At 57.4% G+C, this 16,086-nt stretch carries 16 protein-coding genes; 2 read left to right on the top strand and 14 right to left on the bottom strand.

The features are described 5' to 3' along the window. The 13 genes from lpxI to rpsB form a co-directional block, all read right to left on the bottom strand. Positions 1 to 906, bottom strand: coding sequence for a UDP-2,3-diacylglucosamine diphosphatase LpxI (gene lpxI / locus HCG46_RS15680; RefSeq protein WP_168686768.1), 906 nt, complete (start codon positions 904 to 906; stop codon positions 1 to 3). 3 nt (positions 907 to 909) lie between these two features. Continuing rightward, complete coding sequence (lpxA, locus tag HCG46_RS15675; protein WP_031268426.1) at positions 910 to 1,707, bottom strand: acyl-ACP--UDP-N-acetylglucosamine O-acyltransferase; 798 nt, start codon at positions 1,705 to 1,707, stop codon at positions 910 to 912. Between the two features lie 6 nt (positions 1,708 to 1,713). Next, positions 1,714 to 2,178 carry a 3-hydroxyacyl-ACP dehydratase FabZ gene (fabZ, locus tag HCG46_RS15670; protein WP_022998467.1) on the bottom strand — a complete coding sequence of 155 codons (465 nt, stop codon included), beginning with the start codon at positions 2,176 to 2,178 and terminating at the stop codon, positions 1,714 to 1,716. Positions 2,179 to 2,227: 49 nt separating this feature from the next. Next, positions 2,228 to 3,265 carry a UDP-3-O-(3-hydroxymyristoyl)glucosamine N-acyltransferase gene (lpxD, locus tag HCG46_RS15665; protein WP_168686767.1) on the bottom strand — a complete coding sequence of 346 codons (1,038 nt, stop codon included), beginning with the start codon at positions 3,263 to 3,265 and terminating at the stop codon, positions 2,228 to 2,230. Between the two features lie 79 nt (positions 3,266 to 3,344). Beyond that, entirely contained in the window at positions 3,345 to 5,726 is a 2,382-nt protein-coding gene (bamA, locus tag HCG46_RS15660) for an outer membrane protein assembly factor BamA (RefSeq protein ID WP_031268423.1), read from the bottom strand. 164 nt (positions 5,727 to 5,890) lie between these two features. Beyond that, positions 5,891 to 7,033 (bottom strand): RIP metalloprotease RseP, encoded by a 1,143-nt coding sequence (gene rseP / locus HCG46_RS15655; RefSeq protein ID WP_168686766.1) that lies wholly within the window; start codon positions 7,031 to 7,033, stop codon positions 5,891 to 5,893. A 112-nt stretch (positions 7,034 to 7,145) separates the two neighbouring features. Continuing rightward, positions 7,146 to 8,345 (bottom strand): 1-deoxy-D-xylulose-5-phosphate reductoisomerase, encoded by a 1,200-nt coding sequence (locus HCG46_RS15650; protein WP_168686765.1) that lies wholly within the window; start codon positions 8,343 to 8,345, stop codon positions 7,146 to 7,148. Between the two features lie 16 nt (positions 8,346 to 8,361). Next, positions 8,362 to 9,204, bottom strand: coding sequence for a phosphatidate cytidylyltransferase (locus HCG46_RS15645; protein ID WP_055654495.1), 843 nt, complete (start codon positions 9,202 to 9,204; stop codon positions 8,362 to 8,364). 15 nt (positions 9,205 to 9,219) lie between these two features. Further along, complete coding sequence (locus tag HCG46_RS15640; protein ID WP_168686764.1) at positions 9,220 to 9,987, bottom strand: isoprenyl transferase; 768 nt, start codon at positions 9,985 to 9,987, stop codon at positions 9,220 to 9,222. Between the two features lie 31 nt (positions 9,988 to 10,018). Further along, entirely contained in the window at positions 10,019 to 10,582 is a 564-nt protein-coding gene (gene frr / locus HCG46_RS15635) for a ribosome recycling factor (RefSeq protein WP_022998460.1), read from the bottom strand. A gap of 111 nt (positions 10,583 to 10,693) precedes the next feature. Continuing rightward, a complete protein-coding gene (gene pyrH, locus HCG46_RS15630) occupies positions 10,694 to 11,413 on the bottom strand; it encodes a UMP kinase (protein ID WP_022998459.1) in 720 nt (239 codons plus the stop codon). A gap of 68 nt (positions 11,414 to 11,481) precedes the next feature. Further along, entirely contained in the window at positions 11,482 to 12,399 is a 918-nt protein-coding gene (gene tsf, locus HCG46_RS15625; protein WP_062488667.1) for a translation elongation factor Ts, read from the bottom strand. 144 nt (positions 12,400 to 12,543) lie between these two features. After that, complete coding sequence (gene rpsB / locus HCG46_RS15620; protein WP_031268422.1) at positions 12,544 to 13,344, bottom strand: 30S ribosomal protein S2; 801 nt, start codon at positions 13,342 to 13,344, stop codon at positions 12,544 to 12,546. A gap of 321 nt (positions 13,345 to 13,665) precedes the next feature. On the opposite strand from rpsB, the gene HCG46_RS15615 reads away from it, so the two are divergent. Then, a complete protein-coding gene (locus tag HCG46_RS15615; protein WP_197923265.1) occupies positions 13,666 to 14,067 on the top strand; it encodes a VOC family protein in 402 nt (133 codons plus the stop codon). A 67-nt stretch (positions 14,068 to 14,134) separates the two neighbouring features. Here HCG46_RS15615 and HCG46_RS15610 read toward each other — a convergent pair whose 3' ends face one another. Further along, positions 14,135 to 14,497, bottom strand: coding sequence for a cupin domain-containing protein (locus HCG46_RS15610; protein ID WP_168687184.1), 363 nt, complete (start codon positions 14,495 to 14,497; stop codon positions 14,135 to 14,137). Between the two features lie 105 nt (positions 14,498 to 14,602). Here HCG46_RS15610 and HCG46_RS15605 point away from each other — a divergent pair, with 105 nt between their 5' ends. Next, positions 14,603 to 16,072, top strand: coding sequence for a PLP-dependent aminotransferase family protein (locus tag HCG46_RS15605; RefSeq protein ID WP_168686763.1), 1,470 nt, complete (start codon positions 14,603 to 14,605; stop codon positions 16,070 to 16,072). Positions 16,073 to 16,086 lie beyond the last annotated feature (14 nt).

Genomic DNA, 16,086 nt, shown 5'->3' with positions numbered 1-16,086 from the left:
TCACGAACGCTCGTCCGATTGTCCCTTTGAGGTGACCCCGAAACTGGTGCCGTGCTCTATACCGATGACAAAAAGGCCGGCATTATCCGCCTTCTTGAGCGTCTCTTCCTTTTCCGCGATCAGTGCGCCACTCGCCTCAACTGCAATGCCGGCAAGGCCTGCTGCAGCTGCGAGGTCAATAGTTATCGGGCCGACGGTTGGAAGATCCACCCGCAAGTCCTGGTTCGGCTTTGCTGTCTTTACCAAGACACCCGCGCGGCCTTTGGAACGGATCCTGCCAATACGCTTGAGCTCTGCGCAGCGCTGCAGCATGGCGTCGGTCCCTTCTGCCCCCTCAAGCGCAACAACCCGCCCACCAACAGCAATCGCCGCCTGACCGATATCGAGTTCACCGAGCTTTTCCGTCGCCAGCAAGGCCAGCTCAGCGTCCCGCCAGTCTCCCTGGTTCGGCTGAACTTTGCCAAGCACACCACTTGAGGCAAGCAGTTGCGGCGCCACATCCTTGATCCCCACAACGCGATACCCCTCAACTTCAAACAGCCGGATCACCTTGGTCAACAGACTGTCATCACCGCCGGCCAGTGCCCGGATAATCGTCGGCAATCGCTTCAATGTGCCCAAATCGCCAAGTATGGACGTGAAATCAGGGCGCTTGGAGACACCTCCGATCAGAAGCACGTCCCGGCACCCGGTCTTTTTCAGAAATTTGTAAAGCCGGCCGATTTCACCCCAGCCGAGTTCGGTATCGGCCTGCGCCCGCGTGCGTTCATCAGCCTCGCCCTTGATAGCGATAATCCTGAATTCACGTCCGGCGCTGCTGAGCGCTTCAGCGATCTGACAGGGCAGACTGCCATTGCCTGCGATCAGGGCAAGGCGTGGCTCCAGTCCCGTATCTGCCCTGTTCATCCGTCAGTCTTCGCTGCGCGGTGTGCAGAACCGGCGGTCTTCCTTTTCAAGGATGAAGTCGGTAACCGTCTTGACTAGGGGCTGATCGGCACCTTCTGCAGCAACAGCTTCTGCCCGGCTGCGCAAGGTTCCTTCGGTGCTCTCAAACAGCGCGCGATAAGCTGCCCGCAAAGCGTGGATCTGCTCCCGAGGCAAGCCCTTGCGCTTGAGACCGACCAGATTGAGACCGGCAAGACGTGCGCGGTCACCAATCACGGAACCATAGGGAATGACGTCGAATTCGACCCCGGTCATTCCGCCGACGATCGCACCGGTACCAACGCGAGACCATTGCCGGACCGCACTCAAGCCGCCCAGAATGACGAAGTCGTCAAGCTCGACGTGACCTGCAAGCGTGGCGTTGTTCGCCAGAATTGCGTGATTGCCGACCTGACAATCGTGGCCGACATGCGAGCTCATCATGAACAGGCAATTGTCACCGACCCTGGTATAGCCACCGCCACCTTCCGTACCGGGGCTCATGGTGACATGTTCACGAATCTGATTGTTGGCGCCGATTTCCAGAAAGCTCACTTCACCCGCGAACTTGAGATCTTGTGGCTTGTGACCAATGCTGGCGAAGGGAAAGATATGCGTTTTGGCACCCACACTCGTGTGGCCCGTGACGACGACATGCGACTCCAGGATAACTCCGTCAGCAAGTTTCACGTTCGGGCCAACTGTAGAATAAGGCCCGATTCGAACGCCCTCGCCGATTACGGCCCCGTCTTCGACTATGGCCGTTGGATGTATGTCAGTCATATTTCCTCACGCATCTACCAGCATGGCGCTGACTTCAGCTTCTGCGACTTTGTTGCCATCTACCTTGGCAACGGCGTCGAACTTCCAGATGTTGGAGCGTTGCTTGATCTTCTTGACGTGGAAATGAACCTGATCACCAGGCTCAACAGGCCGGCGGAACTTCGCCTTGTCGATGGTCATGAAATAGACAAGCTGCGGCGGCGCATCGTCACCACGGGCATGAACGCAAAGGGCCCCGGCGGTCTGTGCCATGGCTTCGATCAGCAGAACACCCGGGAAAACGGGCCGCTCCGGAAAATGTCCGGTGAAGTGCGGTTCGTTGATGGTGACGTTCTTGATGCCGATGCAGCTGTTGTCGCCATCCATCTCGATGATCTTGTCGATCAGAAGAAAAGGATACCTGTGCGGCAGCAGCTTCATGATCCGCATGATGTCTGCGCTGGCAAGTGTTTTGTTTTCTGCGTCTTCCATATAATACCCCTTGGCGAATTACCGCCGCAAAGTCCTGTTTGTATTCCGTTTACGATCCGCCGCCACGCTCTGCAAGCTTTCTGACGGCAGCGACTTCACGGAACCACTGTTTGACCGGCTTTGCGGGCGTGCCGCCGTAGCGTCCCCCGGCAGGCAAATCATCGTTGACTACGCTTACCGCGGCCACCTGCGACCCCATGCCGATCGTTACGTGACCGCGCACACCGGTTTGCCCGCCAATGGCGACGAAATCCTCGAGCGTGCAGCTTCCGGAAAGACCGACCTGAGAAACGATCACGCAGTGACGTCCGACCACGACATTGTGGCCAATCTGAACCTGGTTATCGATCTTCGTGCCTTCGCCGATGATGGTATCCCGGTTTGCGCCACGATCGATGGTGGTGTTGGCGCCGATTTCAACGTCGTCCTGAATGATCACGCGGCCAACCTGGGGCACCTTGAGATGCCCCATGGGCCCCATCGCATAGCCAAAGCCATCCTGACCGCAGCAAACGCCAGGATGCATATAGACGCGGTTGCCAAGCACGGTGTGCTGAACCGTGCAATTCGAACCGATCACACAGTCCCGGCCAATCTTGACGCCCTGTCCGATGACAGCGTTGGCCCGGATCACAGTGCCCGCACCGATCTCTGCCCCCGAACCGATCACGACACCAGGTTCGACCGTGACATTGTCTTCCAGCGACGCAGCCGGATCGATTACAGCCCGTTCTGAAATGACTGCGGCGCCAGGTTCCACCGGTACCATGGCTGCTGGATAAAGTTTGGCGAGAACCTTCGCCCAGGAGCGATAGGCATCTGAACATACAAGAACAGCAACGCCCTCCGGCACCTTGTCCTTGTGTTTCCGGTTGACCAGGCATGCAGCTGCCGTGGTCCCGTCCAGTTGCTTCAGGTAAGCGGTGTTGTCGAAGAACACCAGAGCACCGGGCGTAGCATCTTCCAATGGCGCTACACCCGTTATTTCCAGGGTAGGTTCGCCGCGAGCGATCTCAGCTTCCGCCCACGTTGCGATGTCTGAAAGAGAGACCGGAGCCGGAGACTCAAAAAATTTTGGCTCGGACATGATGTTATCCTTCTTGCCAGCCAACAAAAACGGCCGCCGAACGTGTCGGCGGCCGTTTTTTATCCTATGTGACCGCAGTTTAGAAGCGCGTACCGCCGCTCAACCGGAAAATCTGCGTTTTGTCGGAGTCGTCTTTGACGATCGGGTAAGCAAAGTCTGCCCGCAGAGGTCCGAACGGAGAGTTCCAGCGGATACCTGCACCAACCGACGCACGAACGTTGAAGTCGTTCGAGTCGATCTGGCCACCGTTGGTTTCCACCAGGTTCACCAGGCTGCTGTCTGCATCCCACAGCGAACCGGCATCGGCAAACACTGCACCACTCAGGCCGAATTCCTTCGGGATGACCGGGAACGGGAACCGGGTTTCGGCAGTTGCCGCGAAGTAGAACCGACCACCGATAGCGTCTTCGGTCGTTGCGTCACGCGGGCCGATACCCTGGTTCTCAAAGCCACGAACGAGAGTGCCACCAAGCATGAACTGTTCGGACACACGCAGACGCTCATCACCAAGGGCCATGATGTTACCACCACGCACCGACAGGCTACCGATCAGACCGTAGTCAGCCAGGATTTCCTTGTAGGCGCGAGCCTGAGCTTCGGTCTTGATGTAGAAGCTGTCGCCACCCAGACCAGCAATTTCCTGACCGAAGGAAGCATAGATACCGTCAGACGGATCCAGGATCCGGTCGAGCGTGTTGTAACGCAGCTCGTAGCCAACCAGAGACGTCAGGTAGGTGCCGAGGGAGTCACAGACCGCCAGGGAAAGGCTTGCGGTGTCACAGTTGTTGATGTTGGTCGAGTTGTTGTCCGGATCGGAGTTCTTCTCCTGGAAGATGTTGTAGAACAGACGGACAGTCAGCTCATCTTCCCGAAGCGGCAGAGTGAAACCGAACCCGCCACCGGTCTTCTTCTGATCGAAGGAACGGTAGTCGTTGGCATCATCCACCTTGCGATAGAGGTCCAGATCAAGGGCAACACGGCGCCCCATGAAGAACGGTTCAACGAAACGGAACTCGTAGGACTGGGTGTCCGTACCGCCGCCAACAGCGAGCTTCACGAACTGGCCACGGCCCAGGAAGTTCTTCTCGGTCAGCGAGATGTCACCAATGACACCGTCAACCGTCGAATAACCGACACCGAAGGAGATTTCACCAGTCGGCTTTTCTTCGACGCGAACGTTCACGACCACGCGATCAGGTGCACTGCCCTGCTGCGTCGTGATGGAAACCTTCTCGAAGAAACCGAGATTGCGCAGACGGCGTTCCGCCTTGTCGACAAGCGCACGGTTGAACGCATCGCCTTCAGCAATGTCGAACTCGCGGCGAATGACATACTCACGGGTACGGTCGTTGCCGATCACGTTGATCCGCTCGATGTAGGCGCGAGGACCTTCTTCGATGTAGTAGATCAGGGAGATCGTGTTGTTGTCGTAGTCACGAGCACCACGCGGACGGACACGAGCAAAGGCATAACCTTCTTCCGACACACGAAGCGTGATGTCTTCGACAGACTGTTCGACGCGCAGAGAGTTGAAGGTCTGACCACTCTTGGTACGGATCAGGCGGCGAAGATCTTCCGGATCAACGTCGGCAATCGTGGAAACGATCTCGACATCGCCAATCTCGTACTTCTCGCCCTCTTCCACCGTGAAGGTCACGTAGAAGATGTTCTGCTCGCGATCGAGGTCTGCGCTGGTGGAGACGATACGGAAGTCCGCATAGCCCTTCTTGTTGTAGTACTGACGCAGCAACTCCTCGTCCGCAGCCAAACGGTCCGGATCGTAGGTGTCGGTGCTACGCAGCCAGCTCAGAAGGCCGCTTTCGCGTGTACGGATGACATCGCGCAGCCGGCCGTCGCTGAATGCGGAGTTGCCGATGAAGCTGATCCGCTCGACGCCGGTCTTCGCACCTTCGTTGATCTCGAAAACGAGATCGACACGGTTCTGACCACGATCGATGATCTGCGGCTCGACGGACGCGCCATAGCGACCGGAGCGACGATAAGCTTCAAGAATATTCTGGACGTCAGCCTGAACCTTGGCACGGGACAGCATCGAGCGCGGCTGAGACCGTACGGCGGTTTCCAGCGCGCTGTCCTTGATCTTCCGATTACCTTCGAAAGAGACCCTGTTGATGATCGGGTTCTCGGTAACCGTCACAACGACAACGCTGCCACGCGGGGTGATGTCGACCGTTGCAAAAAGGCCGGTTGCGTAGAGCGCCTTCAGTGACTCGTCGACATCGAACGCGCTGTAGGAGCGTCCGGGAACGATGGTCATGTAACTGACAACGGTTTCATCCTCGACACGGGTATTGCCACGCACGTCAATGCTTCTGGCCACCGCCGCCTGTGCCTGTGAAACCAGGGACACCGGCCCGAAAGCTTTCGGCAAAACCGTCCCGATCGAAAATACTGCAACCGCCAACAGTACGGCCCGTGTAAGTCTCTGCAATCGCTGCATTATTGCGCTATGCCTTTGTTTTTAATACCCCTCCCGAGAATCCGCACTCACCCCAGCAGATTCTCGGAACCGACGAGTGTTTTATAGGTTTTTACCGATAACGCAACCGCCCTTCCGGGCGGAAAGCGATTTAGTCTGAAGACGTTGCGTCAATGTCACGGGTGTCATGAATTGGTTCCCACGAGCCGCATGATATCCTTCCATGTGACGAACACCATCAGCATGAGAACAAGTCCCAGACCGATCCGGAAACCAACGTCCTGCACCCTTTCGCTGAGCGGTTTGCCACGCAGGGCTTCTGCAGCGAAGTAAACGAGGTGTCCACCGTCGAGAATCGGCACCGGCGCCAGGTTGATGAGACCGATGCTGACAGAAAGTACGGCCGCCAGAGAAATGAGCGGAAGGAACCCGAGATCTGCGACCTGCCCGGAGATCTGGGCCACGCGGATCGGACCACCAAGCTGGTCAGCCGACTGCCGCTGGGAAATGATACCCCAGATATAGCTGACCGTGCTTTCGATGATGCGCCAGGTTTCCGCAGTCCCTTCAAGAGCTGCTTCGCCAAGCCCGTATTTGATGTGAATGAGATGAGACGGATCGGACACGCCGCGAAGGCTGATATCGCCGGCCACCTGCCTCTCACCGAAAAAGACTTCTTTCTCCTTCGCGTCGGGCGTAACGGTCAAAGTGACGTCTTGCCCGCCCCGTTCGACTTCGAAAACGAGAGGCGTGTTGGCATTCATCAGGACGATCTGACGCATCTCGCCGAACGTCTGGATAGGCCTGCCGTCAATTTCCCTCACGATATCGCCGGCCAGAAGCCCGTCGCGCTCGGCTGCACCGCCCGCAAAAACCTGTTCGACGACAGGCTCGAAACCCTGTTTGCCGGAGGTTACGAAGAGAGCGGTAAAGATCACGATCGCGAGAAGGAAGTTGGCGATGGGCCCCGCGGCCACAACGGCCATGCGTTGCCAGACCGGTTTGGCGATGAAAGCCGTTTTCCGGTCGTCTTCGCTCATCTGCGCAATCGCTTCACGGCTTGGTACGCTTGCCGCATTTTCATCGCCGGCGAACTTGACGTAGCCACCAAGCGGAATCCAGCAGAGTTTCCAACGAGTTCCCTTCCGGTCATTAAAACCGAAAAGCTCACGCCCGAAGCCGACGGAAAAAGCATCCACCTTTACGTTGCACCAACGAGCCACAGCGAAATGGCCGAGCTCATGGAAGAAGACGACGATTGTAAGCACAAAAAGAAAGGGAATGATTGTGCCGACTATCAGGGAATAGGCGGAAACGAGAAGGTCCATGAACTGTGTCCGATCCTGCGCAGCTAGGATTGTTTTGAAGGATTGTACTAAAAAGAAAATTACGGCGTGTTAATGGTGGGAGACCAAAAATTCAGGGTCTTCGACACCCCGATTACCGTGTTCTTATCCATTCACCAGTCTTCTGCCGTGCTTCTGCGTCGATGGCAAGAACATCCTCGACGCCGGCAGCGTCCGTCAGCTTGCCGCCTGCCCCCATCGCATCCAGCACCTCTTCAATGGCAGCCGGAATGTCCATGAAGCCGATCCGGCCCTTCAGAAAAGCGTCCACGGCAACCTCATCTGCAGCGTTAAGCACAGCCGGTGCCATTCCCCCTGCCCGCATGGCTTCCAGTGCAAGACGGAGCGCCGGGAACCGGTCGAGATCCGGTGCTTCAAAAGTGAGTGTGCCGAGTTCCGCCAGATCCAGACGTTTCACCGGAACGTTCATCCTTCGGGGAAAGGCAAGGCAGTGGGCGATCGGCGTGCGCATGTCCGGACTGCCGAGTTGAGCCAGCAGGGATCCGTCCTTGTATTGCACAAGTCCGTGAACCGTCGATTGCGGATGGACCAGCACGCCAAGCTGATCGTGGGCAACCGGAAAAAGATGGGACGCTTCGATAACCTCGAAGCCCTTGTTCATCATCGTTGCGCTGTCGATCGTAATGCGTGCGCCCATGTCCCAGTTGGGATGCTTGAGCGCTTGCTGCGGAGTTACCCCTGCCATATCGGCTTTCGAGACACTCCTGAACGGTCCGCCCGAAGCCGTCAGAATAATCTTCTCGACCATGTCGGCCTTGTCGGTTTCAAAAACCTGAAAGATGGCATTGTGCTCGCTGTCGACGGGCAGGAGTTCCGCCTCGGTCGCGCGGATCTTGGCCATGAACAGATCACCTGCACAAACCAGGCATTCCTTGTTGGCAAGTGCAATGCGGCGTCCTGGCCGGATCGCGGCCATGGTCGGCTTCAATCCCGCTGACCCTACAATGGCACCGACGACAATATCCGTATCCTGCGTGACCGCTTCCAGAACGGCAGCCTCACCGGCTCCCGTTGCAATGCCGCTGCCGGCAAGCCGCTCCTTGAGCTCCGGATAACAGCTTTCCTCGGCAAGGATCGCGGAACCGGTCTTTAGCGCTTTTGCCATGTCGGCGAGGCCTGCGGCGTTCCGGTTCGCAACCAGCGCGACGACTTCATAGCTGTCCGGATTTCTTTGAATGAGATCCGCCAAGCTCTGGCCGATGGACCCAGTGGCCCCTAGAACGGTTATCCGGGTTTTCGCGCCAGGGTCGCGGGCTGCAGAGGCAGCTGCCATGCCTGTTACTCCAAATTCAAATCAGACCGAGGCCGGCAATAGGGTCTGCAAGGCTGCCGCCAGCGACAAGGCCAATCAGCACGGCGAAAATGGCAGCGGCCACCAGACCGTCGATCCGGTCCATGATGCCGCCATGCCCGGGGATCAGCTTGCTGGAATCCTTGACGTCGAACCGCCGCTTGATGGCAGACTCCAGAAGGTCCCCTGCCTGAGAGACGACCGAGAGCCCGGCCGCCAGCAAAGCCCAAAGCATCAGGTCTTGCGCATTTGCGACAAAAGCAACGCCAGCGCCGAAAACCGTGGCGAGCACCAGCCCGCCAATGGCACCAGACCAGGTCTTTTTAGGTGATACACGTGGCCAGAGCTTGGGCCCACCCAATGCACGGCCGGTAAAATAGGCGAAAATGTCGGTTGCCCAGACAACAAACAGCAGGAAAAACGCGACCAGAAGCCCGTTGCTTCCTTCACGAAGTACAAGCAGCGAGAACAGTGCAAGCCCGCTGTAGAGGATCCCTTCGATGGCCCATCGTCCAGCCTTGGAGAAACCACCAAGCGCATAGGCGATGAAAGCACCAGCAACCATGGCCCCAAGACCAAGGTCAGGATGTCCGGCTACTGTCAGCACCCCAATGGCAAACAGCGTTGCAAATCCGGTGAGTGAACTGGGTGACTTTGCCTGTGTCCCGGTGATCGTGAACCACTCCCACAGGAACAGTCCGGACGCGACCAGCGTCAGCGCAGCAAAGGGCAGATTGCCCAGATAGGTGATCAGAAGAACAAGAGGCCCCAGAACGAGTGCCGAAATGAACCTGAGGCGAAGGTCGGACAGTTTTTTCGGGTTCTGGTGTGGTTCTGCCATTGCTCAAGCCGGGGGTCAGTTGGCCTTGGCGTCAAGGCCGCCGTACCGGCGCTCACGGCTGCAGAAACAGCTCAAAGCCTTGTCGAAGGCCGCCTCATCGAAGTCCGGCCAGTAAAGATCGCAGAAATAGAACTCGGAATAGGCGGCCTGCCACAGCAGGAAATTGGAAAGACGCATTTCTCCGCTGGTGCGGATGATGAGATCGGGATCCGGCAAACCGGATGTATCCAGCGCCGCCGCGATCGCGTCTTCGGTTATCTCGGCCGGCTGCATGTCTCCAGCCTGAACCTTTGCAGCCAGTTCCTGTGCCGCCCGCACGATTTCCGACCGTGCACCATAATTGAACGCAACGACCAGGTTCAGGCCGGTGTTGTGACGGGTCAGGTCTTCAGCTTCTTTCAGAAGCGCCAAAATCCCCGGTTCCAGATCACTGCGCCCGCCGATGATGCGGATACGCACATTGGCTTCGTGAAGCTCGCTCAGATCGCGCTGCACGAAACGGCGCAGCAGCCCCATCAGGAAAGAAACTTCAGCCTGTGGCCGGTTCCAGTTTTCGGATGAGAAGCTGTAGATCGTGATGGTTTCGATGCCGACACGGCCGGCATGGCGGATCACCTTGCGCAGCGCGGCAAGCCCCTGTCGATGTCCCTCTGTCCGTGGCAAACCGCGCGCAGTTGCCCATCGCCCGTTGCCATCCATGATGAAGGCAACGTGACGAGGCATTTTCGCACCGGTTTCATCCGCAGCAGGTGCATGCAGGTTGCGGTCCGGGCTGACGCTCATGTGCTCCCCCAACTCACACTCCCCAGGTCGATCAGACCTGGGAAATTTCCTGCTCTTTTTTCTCCAGCATGCCGTCGACCTCAGCAATCATCTGGTCGGTCAGCTTCTGCACTTCATCGGATGCGACACGGCTGTCGTCCTGGGAAATGTCACCGTCTTTTTCGGCCTTCTTGGCAGCGTCCATGCCATCGCGGCGGACGTGACGGATCGCAACTTTTGCCTGTTCGGCGTATTTGTGGGCCACCTTGATGAGTTCCTGGCGGCGTTCCTGGTTCAGCTCGGGAATCGGCAGCCGCAGAAGCATGCCGTCTACAACCGGGTTCAAACCAAGGTTGGATTCTCGAATCGCCTTTTCAACGGCCGACACCATGCTCTTGTCCCAGACCTGAACAGCCAGCATGCGAGGTTCGGGAACGGAGACGGTGGCTACCTGGTTGATCGGCATGGACTGGCCATAGGCATCAACAGTAATCGGATCCATCATGGAAGAAGAGGCGCGGCCGGTACGCAGTCCGGCAAATTCCGTTTTCAGAACCGACAAGGCTCCCTGCATGCGGCGCTTCAGATCATCAAGGTCCACACCTTCTACCGACATTTTATCCTCACTGTTGTTTTGTGCTTGGCTTAATAGAGTCTCGGCGCGCGCCAACATGGCATAAACGCACCGAAACACAAGAGCTTGAACCGGGATTGGTTCTTAAAACTTTCAGTCACCCACGACAGTGTAGGTGCCGGTTTCCTGAAGCACACTGACGAGGGCGCCGGGTGAGTGAATGGAAAACACAATGACGGGAATGGAATTGTCACGGGCCAGGGCAATAGCCGTCGTGTCCATGACTTTCAGGTTGCGGGTTATGATTTCGTCATAACCAAGGGTGTCATAGCGCTCCGCGTTCGGGTTGACCTTGGGGTCTTCGGAGTAGACGCCGTCCACCTGTGTTCCCTTCAGGAAGGCGTCGCACTTCATTTCAGCAGCCCGCAGAGCCGCACCGCTGTCCGTGGTGAAGAACGGGTTGCCGGTGCCCCCTGCAAAGACGATCACATCGCCGTCTTCCATGTAGCGGTCAGCGACACGCTGCGAAAAGGTTTCACAGATCGAGGGAACGGATACGGCGGACAGAACACGGGCATTGACCTTCAGGCGGCGCAGGGCATCCGCCAGCGTCAGGCTGTTCATGATGGTGGCCAGCATGCCCATGTGGTCGCCGGTGACGCGGTTGCCACCCTTGGCGGCGACAGCAACACCGCGAAAGATGTTCCCTCCCCCGACGACAACGCCGACCTGAGCTCCAAGAGCCACTGCGTCGGCGATTTCCTTGGCGATCCTTTGCACGATGGCCGGGTCAATTCCAAAAGCCTGCGATCCCATCAGGGCCTCGCCGGAGAGTTTCAGAAGGATCCGTTTCCAGCGCAAGGAATTCGTCATGGGTGCACCCTTTTTGAAATTGTCTTTCTAAAAAAAAGCGCCGGACTTGCCGGCGCTTTTCCTTGAGCTTACTGCCCGGTGGCTGCTGCCACCTCTGCGGCGAAGTCTTGCTCTTCCTTCTCGATCCCTTCGCCGATTGCGAAGCGGACAAAGCCGGTAAGTTTGACTTCAGCGCCGATTTCTTTAGCGAGCGCCTCTACGGCCTGCTCAACCGTCTGATCCGGGTTGATCACGAAGGCCTGCTTCACGAGGGTAACTTCCTCGTAGAATTTGCGCAAACGGCCTTCCACCATTTTTTCAATGATGTTTTCCGGCTTACCGGATTCGCGTGCCTGTTCGGAGAAGACAGACTTCTCACGTTCGACAACGGTCGGATCCAGTTCTTCGGTGTTCAGCGACAGCGGGCTGGTTGCAGCAACGTGCATGGCAATCTGACGGCCAAGGCCATTCAGCTTGTCCTTGTCACCAGTGGACTCCAGGGCCACCAGAACGCCGATCTTGCCGAGACCGTCGGAAACAGCACTGTGAACGTAGGTCGCGACAACGCCTTCGTTTACGGCCAGAACCGCAGTGCGGCGCAGGGTCATGTTTTCGCCGATCGTGGCGATCGCATCGGTGATCGCTTCTGCAACCGGCTTGCCGCCAAGGTTTGCAGCGGAAACGGCTTCAACGGAACCATCGGTGCCGACGGCTACCTTGGCCACATTGGAGACCAGCTCCTGGAACCCTTCGTTGCGTGCAACGAAGTCGGTTTCGGAGTTCAGCTCGATCACGGCAGCCTTGTTGCCATCGGCGGCAACGCCGACCAGACCTTCAGCAGCCACACGGCCTGCCTTCTTGGCAGCCTTGGCCAGACCTTTGGTGCGCAGCCAGTCAACAGCTGCTTCCATATCACCGCCTGCTTCAGTCAGGGCGGTCTTGCAGTCCATCATGCCAGCGCCGGATTTCTCGCGGAGCTCTTTTACCATCGCAGCGGTAATGCTCATCGATTGCCTCGTGCATGGGGGTTTCAGATGAGACACGGTTTAGCCCATGGCCTTCCGCGCCTTTATGACGGGGCTGCAACAAAATGCAGCCCGCCTTGCGAATTTCAACAGTATTCTGCCGCGGCAGACCGCGGCAGGAGAGGCTTAAGCCTCGGCAGCTGCTGCTTCAGCCGGAGCTTCTTCAGAAGCCTCAGCAAGAACTTCTTCAACCGGAGCTTCTTCGGAAGCGCCGATGTCCATGCCGGAAGCACCCTGTGCACGGGAAATACCGTCGATGGCGGCACGAGCGATCAGGTCGCAGTACAGCGACAGAGCGCGGCCAGCATCGTCGTTACCCGGCACCGGATAGGTGATGCCTTCCGGATTGGAGTTGGAATCGAGGATCGCGGCAACCGGAATACCCAGACGACGGGCTTCCTGGATGGCAATGGCTTCGCGGTTGGTGTCGATCACGAAGATCAGGTCCGGAATACCGCCCATGTCCTTGATACCGCCAAGGTTCCGCTCGAGCTTTTCACGCTCGCGGTCCATGAACAGACGCTCTTTCTTGGTCAGAGCGTTGGCAGCGTCGGAAGACAGGGTTTCTTCCAGCTTGCGCAGGCGCTGGATGGACTGGGAGATGGTCTTCCAGTTCGTCAGCATGCCGCCGAGCCAACGTGCGTTGACATAATACTGAGCGGAGTTGCGCGCTGCAGATGCGACAGATTCCTGTGCCTGGCGCTTGGTACCTACGATCAGAACGCGGCCACCGCCGGCAACCGTGTCGGACACGGCCTTCAGAGCCTGGTGCAGAAGCGGAACGGTCTGGGACAGGTCCATGATGTGAACATCGTTGCGTACACCAAAGATGTACTGACCCATGCGCGGGTTCCAACGGTGTTTCTGGTGACCAAAGTGAACGCCAGCTTCCAGCAGCTGACGCATGGTGAAATCGGGCAAAGACATGGCCCTTATCTCCTGAGTTTTTCCGGTTTGACCTCCGCAAGAGGATGTGGACCGGAGAGATTTCCCTTCGGCCACCGGAAGGACCCCGATAAGCTCGGTTTCCGCCCCTTGCGTGTGGAATGCGCGCCTTATAGTTGGGAAGAAATTTTATTTCAAGGCCCAAGGGCCGGTTTTCTTCAACCCAATCGCTGTTTGAAAATCGAATTTTCCCGCCCTGGCGCAAGCTCACGTTTCGATACCTTGATAAGCAGCGACATGTGTTGACGATCAATCATGTCATTTATACCTATTTTGAACTCGCCACAGCAAGGACACTCCACCGTGACCACCAAAGGCATCAACCACCTGGGCCTTACAGTCCGAGACCTGGACCAGACCACCGCCTTTTTCACCGAGCTGCTCGGCTGGCAACTGCTGGCACGTGATGACAACTACCCGCGAACAACCGTTTCCGACGGCACCGCCCGCCTGACGCTCTGGCAGGCAGACCGCACAAGGCCTGTGACGGGCTTCGACAGGAAAACCAATATCGGCCTCCACCATCTGGCCCTTGAAGTCTCAAGCGAAGAAAAGCTGCTGGAAATTGCCGAAAAGGTGAAGGCCTGGCCGGGAGTCGAGATCGAATTTATGCCGGAGCCTCTCGGCGGAGGCCCACGCAGGCACATGATGCTGGCTGAACCCGGTGGTATCCGCATCGAATTTATCTGGCCCGCAGGTCAGTAAAAGCTCGCCGAGAACTGCCTCGTCGGCCAGGCCGGAACGCACAAAAGTCCCGGCTCGAACAATCTTGTCAGATCCAGAGATCGTTTTCCTGGGTCCTGTCTCCGCCCGCATGGCCGGTATTGAGAATACCCTTCGGTTCGATCAGCAGCAGCTCGGCTTCCGAGTCCGCATAAGGCTTGTGCTCGACGCCCTTCGGCACGACGTACATTTCCCCCTCGCCCAGTACAATGGCTCGATCGCGAAAATCGATGCGGATTTCGCCCTTGAGAACGATGAAGGTCTCATCCGTTTCAGGATGATCATGCCAGACGAAGTCTCCTTGAATGCGGACGATCTTGAACTGGTAATCGTTCATTTCCGCAATGACGCGAGGCGACCATAACCCTTCGAGCCTTGCAAGTTTTTCCGTGAAACGGATCGGATGTTCCATTGCCATGTCCGGCACTCCTGACTGATGAAATGTCCGGCCCGGTTTGACATCTCTCCTAAAATCAAAACAGATACAAAAACTCGAAAATGAACCGATACAGATGAAATGGTTTCGTTCAAATACCAGTCCGTTGCCCAGTCCCTGGCTCAGCTGATCGACAATGGCACCTTGAAGCCCGGGGAGAGGTTCCCTTCCCTCCGGCGCACCATGCGCAGTTATTCCGTTAGCCTGTCGACAGCCAACCAGGCCTACGCCCATCTTGAGGACAAAGGCTATATCCGGGCACAGGCAAAGTCCGGCTATTTCGTCACCCGCCCAGCAAGCCATAGGCTCATCGAGCCCAGTAAAACAACGCCACCCGAGACCAGCCGCAGTGTCGTGTTTCAGGCTCCTTACCTGGAGATGCTCGAACATGCGTCAAACCCGGCATATGTGCCGCTTGGCTGCGCCATTCCCGCCCCGTCTCTGCTGGCCGCAGAGCCGCTGAACGCCTTGCAGGCACGACTCCTCCGCTCGAAAGGACAGCAACTCAACGCCTATGGGTCTGCTCAGGGGTTACCGGAACTCAGGAGAGAAATCGCAAAGCTTATGTGCCTGCATGGCAGCACAGTTTCCCAGGAAGAAATTGTCATTACGAGTGGCTGCACCGAAGCTTTAGGGCTCGCACTTCAAACGCTCACACAGCCGGGCGATACGATTGCCGTCGAATCGCCCGCCTATTTCGGACTGCTGCAGGTTCTCGAACGCCTGAAACTGAAGGCCTGGGAGTTGCCAACCTCGCGGGACGGCATCGATCCGTCCGCACTCGAGCTGGCTCTGAAATCGGGAACCGTAACTGCCGTTGCCTTGTCGTCCAGCTTCACCAACCCACTTGGCACCATGATGCCGGAGCCTGTGAAACGTTCTGTCCTGAAGCTGCTGGACCGTTACAAGACACCCTTGATCGAAGATGATACTTACGGCGGCCTCGGGTTTGGCGGATGCCGTCCGGCACCGTTTTTCAGTCTGCCGCACGAGACCGAGATCTTCTATTGCAGCTCTTTCTCGAAAACCCTCGCCCCAGGCTACCGAACCGGCTGGATCCGCGCTCCCGGCCGCATTGCCCAAATCACCAAGGACAAGTTCTCCGCCTCAATCTGCAACCCGTTGGCACCTCAACTGGCTTTGGCTGAATTTCTGTCATCCCGGGACTTCGAGCGCCATGTGTCTCGCATGGCCCGGACAATGGAAACCAATGTCGCGCGCGCACGCCGGGCCATTGCACAGTCCTTTCCGGCGGGTACCAGGGTCACACATCCGGACGGCGGCTTCGTCTTGTGGGTAGAAATGGACAAAAACATCGACACAACAAAGCTTTATTACAAGGCCTTAAATCAAAATATCTGCTTTGCTCCTGGCAGTCTTTTCACCGCTTCAGGCCTTTATGCACATTGCCTTCGCATCAGTTGCGGCGACGTTTGGTCGGACACGCTTGAATCCGCTATTCACCGCCTGGGGACGCTGGCCTGCGAAGAGCTTGGCAATCAGCAATCAGAAGAAACATTACGCCTACCCTCAATTTCCCGCACTGACTGAACCCTCGTATGTCA

The sequence above is a fragment of the Labrenzia sp. PO1 genome, from assembly GCF_012273635.1.
Taxonomy (GTDB): domain Bacteria; phylum Pseudomonadota; class Alphaproteobacteria; order Rhizobiales; family Stappiaceae; genus Roseibium; species Roseibium algicola.
Note: the sequence above shows the minus strand (reverse complement) of the source record. Positions and strands in the feature narration are given on the sequence as shown.